Consider the following 14382-nt stretch of genomic DNA (forward strand, 5'->3'; position numbering starts at 1 on the left):
TCGCTCCGGCTCAGTCCTCGGTCGGCAGCCGAACCGTCGGTCCGTCGGGGATCGGTTCCGACGCATCCTCGAGGTCGAGCCGGCCCGTCGCGGCCAGCGTCCGCAGCGCGTAGAGGTTCCGAAACGCCGGCAGTTCCTCGAGGACCGCGTCGTCGACGACTCCGTACCACGAAAGCGGGTGGGAGCCGGGCTCGCTCCAAGTCGACCGCGGCGCGAGGAACGGCGGCATCCAGTCACCGCCGCGCTCGGTAAACTGGCGAACCGGCGAGTGGCGAACCAGCGCGAGGTAGCGATCCGCGGGCGAGAGGGATCGGTCCGTCAGCCCTGCCCGCTCGTCGGGAACGTCGGCCGCGCGCCGGTAGCGCTCGCGCGCGAGGGCGGCGTGGAGTCCCTTGCCCCGTCGCGCCTCGAGTGGGACCCGCTCCCAGGCACGAACGTAGACGGGATCCCACAGGGGGAGCCACCACTCGAGCCCTGCGTCCTCGTAGACCCGGAGGTCGCCGTTGGTGAACGTCGCCATCCGCCCGCGCCACTCCCAGCGCTCGGAGGCTGCGGCCGCGCTCGCGGGCCCCGTGACAGCGCTTGGATCGCGGTCGCCACGGAGCCCGCGCTGGATCCGCTCGCGCGCGGCGTCCTCGAAGTTCGGATCGTCCCACTCCCACAACGCGTAGTGGCGCTCGAGGACGTAATCGACGAGGGCCTCGATATCGGGGGCGACCAGCTCCCGGTCGAGCGCGTCGTCGGCGTCCACGGCGGGTCCGCAGCCGACGCTCGAGGGCTCCGACCGACGGCACTCGCCGACGAACCGCGGCAGGCGCTCGCTGGGCGTCGCGACGGTGTGGCCCGGACAGTACAGCGCGTCGGTCGGCAGCCGTCCGTCGGCGACCAGTTCGCGAACGGCGGGCCACTCCGCGAGGAAGGGGAGGGCGTCGCCGCCAAAGGCCTCGCGCACGTAGCGCCGACCGGCCGGGCCGCGGTACCACTCGCGCCACGTCGATTCGTCGTAGTCACAGAACTCCCAACGGATCCCGAGGCGAGCCGCGATTTCGCGGCTCACCTCGACGTCCGGGTGGCCCGACCTGCCGAACGTAAAGCCGATCACCTCGCGGCCGCGGTCGACGAGCGCCGACGCGAGCAGCCGCGAGTCGTAGCCGCCCGACAGCGGGACGACGACCGGGCGGTCGCCCGCGACGCGCTCGAGCCGATCGAGCGCGGTCTCGAGGGCCGACTCGAGGCCTGTTCGAGGGTTCGCCGAACCGTTCGTGCGCTCGTCTTCGGGCCCCGCGGGCCAGTAGTCGCGGTAGGTTCGCCGATCGATCCCGTCGTCGTCGATCCGAACCACCTCGCCGGGCCGGGTCGCGTAGACGCCCGACCAGATCGTCTCGGGACCCGTTACGTACCGGGTTAGGAGGAACTCGCTCTCCGTAATCGGGTCCGTCGGCGCCTCGAGCGCCTCGCGGACGAGCCGTCCGCGATCGGAGACCGGGCCCCCGGTACCGTAGTACAGCGGAACGGACCGGGCGCCGTCGGCGACGAGATACGTCGCGTCGCTGTCCTCGAGGACGGCGGCGAAAAAGCCCTCGAGGTCGGCGCCGATCGACGCGATCTCCTCGAGGGTGGCGTCGACCGCCCTGGCGTCCGCAAAGCGGACGGCGAGAGTATCGCCCTCGAGGAATCGATCGTCCTCGAAGGCGCGGCCCCGAACCGCGATCCCGTCCGTCCGCGTCCAGCCGTCGTGGCGGAGCGTCGCCTCCATACTCGTCCGTTCGGCGGCGGGTATATAGGTTCGACGACGGCCAGGGCTCGAAAAGGGGCGTTCCGAGGCTACTTCACTTCCGGTTCTCGGCGAGTTCGCCTTGCAGGGCATCCTGGCGGTCGATCTCGGCCGTCCACCGCCCCATCGACTCGTCGTAGGACGTTCCGAGGGCGATCAGGAAGCCCACGATCGCGGTCACGAGCGCGACGCTGCCGACGGCGACGACGGCGATCGAGAACAGCGCTCCCTCGAGCACCTGGGCCGACGTCAGCAGCGAGACGGCGGTGACGGCCGCGATCAGCGCGAACAGGCGGGCCAGCCGGCCGGTGTCGAGTCCGCTGGTCTCAGTCGTGTCGGTGCGGTCGACGATCTCGTTTAAGATCCCGTCGTAGTCGCCGCCCGCACTGCCGTGACCCAGCGAGTGGATCGACTGGGCGATCCAGACGCCCGCGGTGAAGTTGAGCAGGGCGACGAAGGAGACCAGCCCCAACTGGCCCTCGACGAACAGCCCCGCGGTGATCGCACCGACGAACGACAGCGCCATGATCGCGTGGGTGACCAGCGAGCGATCGCCGAACGCCTCGAGACGAGCAACGTGTCCAAGATTCATACCGAGAAGGAGGCTCGCGACGGCAATACGCACGGAGCCTAACAGTGCCAACCGTTCGCATTCGACGAGCTACCGTTCCGACGACTGGTCGTTCGGATTGCGTCTGCCGGGCCAGCGACTTCCGGGCCGCACCCGGTAGCGTCGGTATGGCAGAACTCGGCACCGCGACGATCGTCTACCGGAACGCGAGCGACGAGGTCGAGAGGGCCACCGTCGACAACGACCACATCGCCTACTTCCAGGACCACTGGCTGTTCGCGTACGGCACCGACGACGACGGTAACGACCTCGTGCGGCGGGTACCCAAGGAGCGAGTCTACCACGTCGAACGCTCCGTCGAGGAACTCGAGGGCACGTTCGACACCGCGGTCGACAAGGCCAAGAACACGCTCGAGGAGCTGAAGTAACTACTCGTCGGTCGCGTCCTCGACCCGGGCCGCGTGTTTCTCGAGGTCGCTCGCGATATCTCTGGCCTGGTCGGGCGTCAGCTGGAGCTCCTCCATGTGGGCCGGGAGGTGTTCCTCGGTCATGTTGTCGAGTTCGAACTGCAGGCGGACACAGTCGGGATCTTCCCTGTCGGCCGTCGCGTTCACGACGGCGAGCGATTCCGTCTCGAACTCGTGGCCCGTCGCGACGGCGTCGACGAGGTCGAGGGTGGTGTACGCGTTGACTTTCATCAGACGGTCTGCCATGGTTCTCGAGAGCGACCGAACGCACTTAGGTAGCCCGGCAACGGCGCGAAACTGGGCCTCGCCGGAGCGACTGCCGCGGCTACGCAGGCCAGCCGGAAAACAGCAACCGAGACCGAGTGGTGGCCGTCGGTCATACGGACTACTGTAAGTCGTTGACGGCGCAACCGCGAACCATCTTGCGGTTGCGCCGACAAATCGTTACAGCAGACCGTATCAGTCGTCGGACGGGAGCGGAGTCCCGTCTGCCTTCGCAGGGGCGGGGCTCGCGTCCATGTCGTCGTCCTCGGCGTAGGGGTACCACGTCCGCTTCGTGTTGTGCATGAACGGATCCTCGTAGTCGGTCTCCTCGGGCTCGATCAGCTCGGCGAGTTCGTCGTCGTCGCGCTCGGCGACGAACTCCCGGAAACTCTGGCTCTCGTCGTCGCGCGCTGCGGCGAAGTTCTCGAGCAGGTTCGCGATCGCGCCGGGCACCTCGTCGGCGGGAACCCGCTCGCCGACCCAGAAGGCGAACTGCGGGTCCTCGCCGAGCCCGCCGCCGAGGCCGATGTCCAGCGCCTCGACCGGTTCGCCGTCCTTGCGCGTTTTCATCCCGCGCAGGGAGACGTCGGCGATCTGGGGCTGGGCGCAGGAGGCGGTACAGCCTGAGAGGTGGATGTGGAAGTCCTCGACGCCCTCGGGTAGCTCGACGTTGTCGACGAGCCAGCGGGCGTAGCGGACCTGGCGGTTCTTCGTCTCGACGATCGAGAGCGAGCAGAACTCCGTCCCGGTGCAGGCGATCGAGCCGCGCTGGAACGGGTGGGGGTCGGGACTGTAGTGTTCGAGCACCGGCTCGGAGCGCAGGTCCTCGAGGTTCTCCTCGGGGACGTCCGTGAAGATGACGTTCTGGCGCTGGGTGAGCCGGACCTCGCCGGAGCCGTGCTCCTCGGCGGCGTCGGCCAGCTCGTACCCCTCGTCGATGCCGATGCGACCGACGAGGACGTTCAGGCCGACGTAGTAGTCGCCGTCGACCTGCTCGTGGACGCCGACGTGGTCGTGCTTGCCGTCGGCCTCGCCGGCGTTGTAGGAGTACGACTCCCGCAGGTCCTCGCCCGCCGTGTGAAGTTCGAAGTCGACGTACTCCTCCTGGAGGGTCTCGCGGAGCTTCTCGGGGCCCCACTCGTCGACGAGGAACTTGATGCGGGCGTTGTAGCGGTTGTCGCGGTCGCCGTTGTCCCGGAACAGCGCCGAGATGCCGCCCGCGACGTCGACGGCCCGCTCGGGCGTCGCGAAGACGTCGATATCACGAGCGAACCGGGGCTCGTTGCGCGAGAGGCCGCCGCCGACGCGGACGTTGTAGCCCGTGACCGTCTCGCCGTCTACCTCCTTCTCGGCGGGCTCGAAGGCGAGGTCGTTGATGTCGCCCTGACCGCAGCCCTCGTCACAGCCCGTGACCGACACCTTCCACTTCCGGGGGAGGTTCGAGTGGGCCTCGTTCTCCTTGTAGGTGTCGTGGAGCTCCGTCGCCAGCCAGTCGGCGTCGACGTGCTCGTGTTTGTCCTTGCCGGCGACGGGACAGCCGACGATGTTTCGCCAGGAGTCGCCGCAGGCCTGGACCGTCGAGAGCCCGACCTCCTCGAGTTTATCCCAGATCTCCGGGACGTCCTCGATGCGGATCCAGTGAAGCTGGATGGCCTGCCGGGTCGTCACGTCGAGCCAGCCGTTTCCGAACACGGGGTTGTCGGTCGGCCCCCGGGAGTACTCGTCGGCGATCTCGACGATGCGCCGGAACTGGCCCGGCTCGAGGACGCCGCCCGGCGGACCGATCCGCATCATGAAATAGGACTCCTGGCCGGCGCGCTGGTGGTACAGCCCGTACCACTTGAAGCGCTCGAACCAGGCGTCGTGCTCGTCGTCGGGGATCGCCTCCCACCCCTCCTCGGCGAATCGTTCCATCTCCGCGCGGATATCGGTACCGTAGAGCTCCTCCTTCCACTCCTCGACGTCACTCGGCATTGATCCCCCGCTACGAACCGCCGCCATAAGCACCCCTTCCTCACGTCAGTTCTCCCCGCCTCTCGCGGGTTCCGGTTACGTTTGCCGCACCGCGCCGGCGCCGGGGTCGCCGGTCGACTGGATCCCCTCGGGACCGTACGGCTTGAACTCGCCGTCGACGATCCGGCCGACGGGAAGGCGGTCGATCGAGTCGCGAGTGCCGCACTCGAGGCACTGCCCGACCGCGTCGGCCACGACGATCGAGCCGTCGACGCCGGTGCCGAAAAAGCCCTCGAGGAGGACGTACGCCGGTTCACACTCGCAGAAGACGCCCCGGGAGAGCGTCCAGACGTCGCTCACGCTGACCTGACGGCTGTCGTTGACGCTGATCCACGCGCCGTCGTCGAGCGTCCGCAGTGCAATCGCCATGCCCGAACTGCGGCCCCGACGGGCCTTCATCCGTCGCCCCGGGCAACGCTTACCGATCCCGTGACGGGCTCGAGAGCGATAATCGCGCGACGTAGCCGCGATATCGCGAAACGGGCCCTCCGAGATAGCGGGGAGTATTGCCCGTATAGACGAGCCGTGCGACGACGGCGTTCGCCGCCGCGTCGGCGCGCACGTCGGACGACCGAACCGGGACGCTCGAGGGCCCGTTCGCCGGATCGCAGCCCACTTACCCCCGCCGCGCAAACGCACGGCCATGCAGATCAAAGACCGGGAGCGGCTCGACGGGGGCCGCGAGCGGCTCACCGTCGTCCCCGAGAGCGTGGACGACCTCTGGCACCTGCAGTACGTCCTCGAGCCCGGCGACCGCGTCGCGGGCGATACGACCCGGCGGATCCAGCGCAACGACGATCAGATGCGCGATACGGGCGGCGAGCGCGAGCACATGTGGGTCGCTATCGCCGTCGAGACCGTCGAATTCCACAAGTTCGCCAACCGCCTGCGGGTCGGCGGCGAGATCGTCGCCTGCTCGCGGGAGGACCAGCTGGGCTTTCACCACACCCTGAACGTCGAGGAACGCGAGGAGCTGTCGATCGAAAAGCGGTTCAAACCCGACCAGGAGGCCCGTCTCGAGGAAGCCGAGGAGGCCACCGAGAACCCCGACGTCGCGATCGCGACCGTCGAGGAGGGCCAGGCCCACGTCCACACGGTCGCCCAGTACGGCACCGAGGAGCGAGCGACCATTACGGGACCGACGGGCAAGGGCGAGTACGCCCGCGAGCGCTCGGAGCTCTTCGCGGAGATCGGCGACGTGTTGAAACGCCAGGACGCCGACGCGATCATCCTCGCGGGCCCCGGTTTCACCAAACAGGACGCCTACAAGTACCTCGAGGAGAACGAACCCGAGGTCGCCGAGAAGGTGACGATGGTCGACGCGGCTGCGGTCGGCGACCGCGGCGTCCACGAGGTCCTCAAACGGGGCGCCGTCGCGGACGTTCAACAGGAGACCCGCATTGAGCGCGAGGCCGAGTACATCGATGAGCTGACCCAGCGTATCGCCCAGGGCGCAAAGGCCGCCTACGGCCCCGACGAGGTCAAGCAGGCCGCGGAGTACGGCGCGATCGAGCGCCTGCTGATCGTCGACGACCGACTCCGTCAGGAGCGGGGTCCCGACGGGGAATGGGGGATCGACGTCGACGACGTCGTTCGCACCGCCGAGCAGAAAGGCGGCGAGGTGACCGTGTTCTCGAGCGAGTTCCCGCCCGGCGAGCAGCTCTCGAACCTCGGCGGGATCGCGGCGCTGTTGCGCTACCGCCTCGACTAGGCGTCCTCTCCCAGGTCCTCGTAGATCTCCGGGTCGGTCCGGAACTTGAGGACGTTGTGGACCGCCGAGTTTCGAACGTTCGCGATGACGTTACCGTGCTCGGAGTAACAGTCGTGGATCCACCGGGAAACCTCCTCGCGATCCCGGAACATCATCACCGTCTTCCACTGGTACTCGCCGTCTGAGAGGAAGAAAAAGAGGGTGTGTTTGTCGTCGCGGATGTGCTCCATCGCCGCGCGCCAGCCGTCGGCGAAGCCCTCGGTGTTGAACTTGAACTCGAACAGCGCGAAGATGTAGTACTCCTCGTTGGGGACGATCGCCTCCCGGAAAACGCCCTCGTTGCGCATCCGACGAATGGACTCGCTGACGGTGACGTGGGAGACGTCGATGCCGTACTCGTCCTCGAGGACGTCGGTCAGCTCCCGCGAGGAAAGCTGCGGATCCTCGGCCAGCTCGCTGAGTATCGCGATGTCGCGGTCCTTGAACTCCCAGTCGGGCGCGTCGCTCATGGTTCGTAGTATCGTGATTACCACTGTTTACGTGTTCGGTTCGCACGCCGACGGCGGCCTCGCCCGTTCGGGCCACCTTCGATCGTCCAGTGACGGGCGCGATTACCGTCGTCCCTTTCCGTCGGTGAACTACCCCACCCTACTCGCTTACAGCTGACGCGGTTCGCTCCGTGAGGGTAGCGTGAGACCGGAGGTCTCACGGACCATGCGAACGGGCGCTTCGTGCCCGTGAGCAGATGGGGCTTCCTGTTTCCACGACGTTGTCAGACTGTGTCTGACAGCCTGTCGAGGTTCCCTCGACAAACGCGCTTTGCAGACACAACAGTGTCCACAGGGAGCGCAGTCTCCACAGGCGTTGACGAGAGCGGAGCTCTCGTTAACGCTACTCGGTCGCTTCGCTCCCTGCGTTGCTCCTTGAGGAAGGGGTCTTAGCGCCTAATTCCAGTTAACTGACCGCCGTCGGCGGTCAGCCCTCGCTCGAGAGTCGCCGGAGCGACTCCTCGCCGATCTCCTCGAGCACGCGCTCGTGAAACGCCTGCAGGGCGGCGCTCTCGTCCTCGGCGAGGACGACGTCGCTGGCCGACAGGGTCGCCAGCCCGAACGCCCGCGGCGTCGGCGAGTCCAGCAGCTGGCGCTCGACCGCCAGCTCGCCCGAATCGATCGCGTCGACGATCCCCTCGATCTCGGCGACGTTGAGCTTGTCCTCCAGAATTTCGCGGTAGGTCTCCTCGATCACCGCGAACGTCTCGAGATCCTGCGCGAGCCCCAGCAGCATCTCGCTGGAAACCTGCTGTTCGCTGGCCGACTTCTCGTAGCCCTTGTACCGCTTGAGGATCATCAGGGCCCGCGTGGCGTTGATCCGGAAGTACCGCTGGAGCAGGTCGGTCCCCTCGAGGGCGGCCCGGAGGTCCTCGCGGACGTCCTCGGGATCGAGGTCCGCGAAGATCCCCTCGAGGTCGATCTTCCGGTTCAGCGGCATCGAGAGGGCGAAGCCGTTGTCCGCGACGGCGACCGTGACGTTGGCCGTCGCCTCCTGGGCACAGCGGTACGCGAGCAGTCGGGAGAGGCCGTCGTTGACCTTCCGGCCGTAGGTCGAGTGGACGTAGTAGCGGCGTTCGTACTCCTCGCGGTCGCGTTCGACCTCGATCGCGAGGCGCTCGTCGGTGCTGACGCTCTCGTCCCCGGCGTACCGGATCTGCTGGTCGAACAGCCGCGCGATCGCCCGCACGCTGTTATCGTCGAGCGGGAACCCCCGCAGCCAGCCCCGAACGCGGGAGGGCCCGCCCGCCTCGTAGTGCTCGAGCAGCCGGCGTTGAAACGCCAGGATCTCGCGGCCGAGGTCGTACGACAGCGGCAGTCGCTCGGAGTACCACGACGGGACCGTCGGCCGCGCGCTCGTGCGGTCGACGTACACCTTCGAGCCCCGGCGGTAGCGGTACTCGAAGCGCTCGCCCCCGAGGACGAAGACGTCGCCCTTCTCTACGGTGTCGAGGTAGTTCTCGTCTAACTGGCCGACCCACTCGTCGCTCGCGCGGGTGCGGACGTCGCAGGTAAAGGAGTCGGGAATCGTCCCGATGTTGGTCATGTAGATCACCCGGGCGAGCCGACCCCGTTTGCCGATGAGGGGTTCGCCGACGGAAAACTCCTCGTGGTGGTGCTCGCCGTCGGGCGGGTCGTTCTCGTCGCGCCAGATCTTCGCGTAGACGTTCTTCTCCTCGAGGCCGGCGTACTCGGCGGTGAGGTACCGACAGAGCGACTCCCACTCCTCCTCGGCGTAGTTCCGGTAGGGGTAGGCCCGCCTGAGGATCGCCGTCACCTCGCTCTCGGGACGGATCTCGGCGATCGCCATCCCGTAGACGTGCTGGGCGGCGACGTCCTGGGCGTCCTCGGGGATCGAAACGGAGTCGACGAACCCCTCCTCGGCTTTCTCGAGCATCACCGCACACTCGAGCAGTTCGTCCCGATCGAGCGCGATCACCCGCCCCGTCACGGTCTGGCCGACGCGGTGACCCGCCCGTCCGACCCGCTGGAGCAGAGCGGCGACCGACTTCGGGGAACCGACCTGCACCACGAGGTCGACGTGGGGCATGTCGATCCCCAGTTCGAGCGAGGTCGAGGACGTGACGACCTCGAGGTCGCCCGCTTTCAGCCGGCCCTCGACGTCCTGGCGGACCTCCTTCGAGAGGCTGCCGTGGTGACACGCCGAGTTGGCCTCGTCGTAGGCGTCGAAGCGCTCGCGGAGGTTGTGGAGCACCCGTTCGGCGCCCGAGCGGGTGTTCGTGAAGACGAGCGTGTTCGTGTGATCCTGCACGCGCTCGTGGAGACGCTCGTAGAAGCGATCCTGGACGACCTCGCGGGGCGTGTGGATCAGGTCGTCGGTCGGCGACTCGAGCTCGATGTCGAACTCGCGGGCGAAGCGGGCGTCGACGATCTCGTAGGGTCGCGGTTCGCCTCCGGGTTTGTCCCGTCCGACCAGAAACTCGGCCACTTCGGAGAGCGGTTCGATCGTCGCCGAGCAGCCGATCCGGGTGAGCTCGTCCTCGGCCATCGCCTCGAGGCGCTCGAGGCTCACCGACAGATGCGTCCCCCGTTTGCCCGCCGCCAGCGAGTGGATCTCGTCGACGATGACGTACTCCACCGTCCGGAGCTTCTCGCGGAACTTCGGGGAGTTCAGCAGGATTGCGAGCGTCTCGGGGGTCGTGTTGAGGATGTGGGGGGTCTCCTCGAGCATCTTCTGGCGCTCGCTCGAGTCCGTATCGCCGTGGCGGATCGCGTGGCGGATCTCGCCGACGCCCTCGCCGTTCCTCGCTGTTTCACCGCTCGAGCGTTCCGCGGCGGGTGACGCCGCGCGTTCCTCGGCGATCGACTCGATCCCCTCGAGGGGCACCTCGAGGTTGCGGTGGATGTCGTTGGCCAGCGACTTCAGCGGCGAGACGTACAGACAGTAGACCGAGTTCTCGAGACCGTCGTCTCGTTCCCGACTCCGGCGGAAGAGCTCGTTGATGATCGCGGTAAACGACGCCATCGTTTTCCCCGAACCCGTCGGAGCGCAGACGAGCGTGTTCGTTCCCGCGTCGATCTTCGGGATCGCGCCCTCCTGGGGCGGCGTGAAGAAGCCGTCGTTCTCCGGGACGTACTCGCCGAACGCCTCGAGCCACCACTCTCGGACCGCGGGCTCGAGCAGGTCGAAGACGTCGCCGTCTTCGATCGTGACGGCGTCCGGATCGAACGGCAGCTCGTCGTCGGGCGGCAACGCGAGTTCGTCGGCCCCGTCCATCACCCCGAGCTGGGCGGGCGCGGCCCAAGAGGGTTTGGCTGGCGGAGCGAAAGTGAAACCGGGGTCCGGCTCGCTCGCGGGGCGGAGTCCGAAAGCCGACTGATGCGAGTTCGGGTTGGATACAGATTCGACGATGGGAGCGCCGGATCGAACGTCGAGATCGCGCTCGAGCGGTCGGTTCCCGTTCGTTTCGACGGCCCGGCAGCGAGCGCGCCGGAACGCGAGCGGACGGCGATCAGAACTCGGTTACGACCTCGATACCGCGGGTTCCGTAGCCCGACATCGCCGCCAGGCGCTCCGAGACGTCCTCGAGGGCGACCTCCCGGGTGACGAGCGCGCCGGGCTCGAGGCGTCCCGATTCGATCATCCGCAGCAGTTCGTCGTACCGCGACGGCGGCATCCCCCGCGAGCCGACGATCGTGACGTCCCAGCGTGTGACCTCGTCCATCGGCAGGGGGATCTCGCCGCGCTCGGCATCGGTCGTGAGACCGACCTGCACGTGGGTCCCCCGGGTCCGGAGACAGTCGACGCTGTTCCGGCAGGTCTCGGCCCGCCCCAGCGCGTCGACGGAGACGTGGGCGCCGCCGGCCGTGACGGCCTCGAGATCGGCCGGGACGTCGACGCCGTCGCCCGCCTCCACCGTGGCGTCGGCGCCCAGCTCGGTCCCCAGCTCGAGGGGCGCCTCGCGGACGTCGACCGCCGCGACGTTGGCCCCGAGCGCGCCCGCGATCTGGACGGCCGCGAGGCCGAGCCCGCCGCAGCCGTGGACGGCGACCCAGTCGCCCGCCTCGAGGTCGGCCCGGTGAGCCAGCGCGTGGAAGGCGGTGACGTACCGACAGCCGAGCGCGGCGGCCTCGACCGTCGAGACCGCGTCGGGGAGCGCCACGGCGTTGAACTCGGCGTGGGGGACGCCGACCTGCTCGGCGAACGCGCCGGGAACCGTCTCCTCGAACCCCAGCGCGTAACCGTCCTCGCAGACGTTCCCGTGACCGTTCCGACACTGCGGGCAGGAGCCCTCGCCGAGATTGAACGGGATCGCGACGCGGTCGCCGGGCTCAAATCGGCTCACGCGGTCGCCGACGCGGGCGACCGTCCCGGCGGGCTCGTGGCCCAGGATCTGTCCGATCGGGACCCGGTCGTCGGCCCACTCGCCGTGACCTCGCCAGGCGTGCCAGTCGCTCCGACAGATCCCGCAGGCCTCGACGTCGACGACGACGCCGTGGGGGTCGGGTTCCGGGGGGTCAACGTCCTCGATCGCGAGTTCCTCGCCGTAGGCCTCGAGTACTGCAGCGCGCATACCCGCGACTCCGCGGGCGGGCGAGTAATCGGTGACGGATGCGGCGACCGAGAGCCAGCCTTATCGGGTGCGCCATCTCAGGGGCGGGTATGCGCGTCACGTTTCTCGGCACGGGCAGCGCGATGCCGACCGGCGAACGCTTCCAGACCGGCGTCCTCCTCCAGGAGGAGGGCCGGACGCTGCTGATCGACTGCGGGTCCGGGGTCCTCCACCGGCTGCAGCAGTCCGGGGTCGGCTACGAGAACGTCTCGACGGTGCTGTTGACCCACCACCACCTCGACCACGTCGCCGACCTGCTGCCGCTGATGAAAGCGCGGTGGCTCGCCGGCGAGGGCCACCTCGAGATCGTCGGCCCGCAGGGAACGAAGTCCCTGGTCGACGAGCTGCTTGCGGTCCACGAGTACATGCAGGGAAAACTCGACCTGCAGCTCCGGGAGGTCCACCCCGGCGAGTTCTCGGTCGCGGGATTCGACGTCTCGGCTTACGAGACGCGTCACTCGCTGCCGTGTCTGGCCTACCGGTTCGGGAACCTGTTCACGTTCAGCGGCGACAGCGAGGCCTTCGCCGGGCTGGCGAACTTCGCGGAGGAGTCGGCGATCCTGGCCCACGACTGCTCGTTCCCTGACGACGTCGACGTCTCGAACCACCCAACCCCCGACACGCTCGGCCGCGAGCTGGCGGGCCGGGAGATCGGCCGGGTCTACCTGACCCATCTCTACCCCCACACCGACGGTCGCCACGAGGAGATGCTCGAGTCGATCGGGGCCCACTACGACGGCGACGTCAGGTTCGCAGAGGACCTGCAGACGGTCTCGATCGAGTAGCCCGACGGTCGTGACGACAGCGTCGTTCTCCCGAAAGCCCCCCGAAGAGCGACGCCGATACCGGCCGCTGGCGGCGGATTCGAGATCCGAACTGGTATAAGCAGTGAGTTTGTAGGATCGTAACAACAGAATGTTCTTCCCGGTTCGAACCGCGGTTAGTACGGAGGTGAGCGAATGAGCCTCCCGGACCGTATCGCGAAGGGGGTCACGTCCCACTCCAAGATCGTCATCGTCGTTTTGCTGTTGACGACGGCGCTCGTCGGCGCCGGGGCGCCGATGGTCGACGACGACTCCTCGCTCGACCAGTTCGAGGGCGAGTCCGAGGAGGCACGGGCCCTCGAGGAGATGGACGAGGAGTTCGCCGCGGAGGGCGACGAGAATACGACCACCGTCCAGCTGATACACAGAAACGAGGACGGCAACGCCCTCTCGAAGGAGTCGCTGCTCTCCTCGCTGGAGTTCCAACAGGAGATCAGGAACAACGACTCGATCAACGGGACCCTCGTCGAAAACGAGTCGATCATCGGCGTCGAGAACGTCGTCGCGATCGCCGCGATCACGAACGAACGGGTCGAGTCCCTCGAGCAGCGAAGCGCGGAACTCGAGGAGCGCGAGGCCGCCCTCGAGCGGCGAAACGAGACCCTCACCGAGGGGCTCGACGAGGTCGTCGCGCTCCAGCGCGAGTACGAGAACGCGTTGGCAGCGGGCGACAACGAGACGGCGGCCGACCTCGAGAGCGAGATCGAGGCGACGATCGAGGAGACCACCAGCGAGGCCGACCTCGACGAGAACCAGACCGCCGAGTACGAGGAGTTCGCGTCCCAGGCCCGCGAGGTCGAGTCCAACCGCTGGACCCTCGAGCGCCAGGCCGAGCTCCCCCCCGAGTACCAGGAGCTGACCGCGGCCCGCGAGGAGATCTACACCGGCGCGACCGTGGGCGTGCTCCAGGAGGAGTACGAGAGGCTCGAGGCCGACGCCGCGGCGCTGGAGGAGGAACGCGAGACCCTCGAGGAACGGGCGGCCGAGCTCGAGGACCGACAGGCGGCCCTCGAGAACCGGAGTCAGACGCTCGAGGACGGACTCGACGAGGTCGCCGAACTCGAGGCGCAGTACGAGCTCGCGAGCGCCGCGGGCGACGACGAGGAGGCGGCCGCCATCGAGGAGGAGATCGACGCCGCGGTCGCAGAGTCCGCGAACGAGGCCGAGCTCGACGACGAGCAGGCCGCCGAGTACGAGGGCGTCGTCGAGTCGCTCCGCGCCCAGATCGAACTCGACGAGGTGGAACGGGCGACCGCGGCCGATTCCGGGGCCCAGCAGGACGCCCTCGAGCAGCGACGCGGCGCGCTCGAGGAGGGGCTGCTCGACGTCGCGGAACTCGAGATGCAACGCGAGCTCGCGAGCGCCGCGGGCGACGAGGTGGCCGCCGCTGCCGCGGCGAGCGAACGCGACGCCGCCGTCGAGGAGGCGATCGCGGCGGCCGAACTCGACGACGAGCAGGCCGCGGAGTACGAGCGGGCCGTCGAGACGGTCCGCGAGGAGGCGACGCCGTCGGACGAACTCGCGGCGGCCGTCGCGGCGTCGGGCGCGGCCCCCCACGAACTGATCGCCGCGGGCGGGGCGGTCGCCCACGGGGGAGCCCCTCCCCGGGGCGGCGGAAGGCGGGGGGCAAGGGGGC

Annotated in this window: 11 protein-coding genes and 1 pseudogene; 4 read left to right on the forward strand and 8 right to left on the reverse strand. The window is 68.4% G+C overall.

Annotation, left to right across the window (positions count from 1 at the left end):
• Window positions 1-10: 10 nt before the first annotated feature.
• Window positions 11-1756, reverse strand: coding sequence for an asparagine synthase-related protein (locus tag GWG54_RS11425; RefSeq protein ID WP_167937893.1), 1746 nt, complete (start codon window positions 1754-1756; stop codon window positions 11-13).
• 73 nt (window positions 1757-1829) lie between these two features.
• Window positions 1830-2366, reverse strand: a complete 537-nt coding sequence (locus GWG54_RS11430; protein WP_167937894.1) for a hypothetical protein — start codon at window positions 2364-2366, stop codon at window positions 1830-1832.
• A gap of 146 nt (window positions 2367-2512) precedes the next feature.
• Here GWG54_RS11430 and GWG54_RS11435 point away from each other — a divergent pair, with 146 nt between their 5' ends.
• A complete protein-coding gene (locus tag GWG54_RS11435) occupies window positions 2513-2773 on the forward strand; it encodes a hypothetical protein (protein WP_008423931.1) in 261 nt (86 codons plus the stop codon).
• On the opposite strand, the gene GWG54_RS11440 is transcribed toward GWG54_RS11435, so the two are convergent.
• The 3 genes from GWG54_RS11440 to GWG54_RS11450 all read right to left on the reverse strand — a co-directional run bounded on the left by GWG54_RS11440 (window position 2774) and on the right by GWG54_RS11450 (window position 5458).
• Window positions 2774-3058 (reverse strand): DUF6360 family protein, encoded by a 285-nt coding sequence (locus GWG54_RS11440; protein WP_209438403.1) that lies wholly within the window; start codon window positions 3056-3058, stop codon window positions 2774-2776.
• Between the two features lie 213 nt (window positions 3059-3271).
• Entirely contained in the window at window positions 3272-5050 is a 1779-nt protein-coding gene (locus GWG54_RS11445) for a nitrite/sulfite reductase (RefSeq protein ID WP_167937895.1), read from the reverse strand.
• Window positions 5051-5125: 75 nt separating this feature from the next.
• Entirely contained in the window at window positions 5126-5458 is a 333-nt protein-coding gene (locus tag GWG54_RS11450; RefSeq protein WP_167937896.1) for a hypothetical protein, read from the reverse strand.
• A 274-nt stretch (window positions 5459-5732) separates the two neighbouring features.
• On the opposite strand from GWG54_RS11450, the gene GWG54_RS11455 reads away from it, so the two are divergent.
• On the forward strand, window positions 5733-6800 hold the full coding sequence (locus GWG54_RS11455; protein ID WP_167937897.1) for an mRNA surveillance protein pelota: 1068 nt from the start codon (window positions 5733-5735) through the stop codon (window positions 6798-6800).
• Here the strand turns inward: GWG54_RS11455 and GWG54_RS11460 are convergent.
• The 3 genes from GWG54_RS11460 to GWG54_RS11470 all read right to left on the reverse strand — a co-directional run bounded on the left by GWG54_RS11460 (window position 6797) and on the right by GWG54_RS11470 (window position 11883).
• A complete protein-coding gene (locus GWG54_RS11460; RefSeq protein ID WP_167937898.1) occupies window positions 6797-7309 on the reverse strand; it encodes an Lrp/AsnC family transcriptional regulator in 513 nt (170 codons plus the stop codon). The genes GWG54_RS11455 and GWG54_RS11460 overlap by 4 nt on opposite strands.
• Window positions 7310-7775: 466 nt before the next feature.
• The gene (locus GWG54_RS11465; RefSeq protein ID WP_167937899.1) at window positions 7776-10586 is read right to left on the reverse strand and encodes an ATP-dependent helicase; all 2811 of its coding nucleotides are present in this window, start codon (window positions 10584-10586) and stop codon (window positions 7776-7778) included.
• Window positions 10587-10821: 235 nt separating this feature from the next.
• Window positions 10822-11883, reverse strand: coding sequence for a zinc-dependent alcohol dehydrogenase family protein (locus GWG54_RS11470; protein WP_167937900.1), 1062 nt, complete (start codon window positions 11881-11883; stop codon window positions 10822-10824).
• A gap of 89 nt (window positions 11884-11972) precedes the next feature.
• Here GWG54_RS11470 and GWG54_RS11475 point away from each other — a divergent pair, with 89 nt between their 5' ends.
• Both GWG54_RS11475 and GWG54_RS11480 read left to right on the forward strand, forming a co-directional pair.
• Entirely contained in the window at window positions 11973-12707 is a 735-nt protein-coding gene (locus GWG54_RS11475; protein WP_167937901.1) for an MBL fold metallo-hydrolase, read from the forward strand.
• 174 nt (window positions 12708-12881) lie between these two features.
• A pseudogene (locus tag GWG54_RS11480) lies at window positions 12882-14382 on the forward strand (RND transporter); the annotation flags it as partial.

This window comes from Natronococcus sp. JC468 (assembly GCF_012163165.1).
Taxonomy (GTDB): domain Archaea; phylum Halobacteriota; class Halobacteria; order Halobacteriales; family Natrialbaceae; genus Natronococcus; species Natronococcus jeotgali.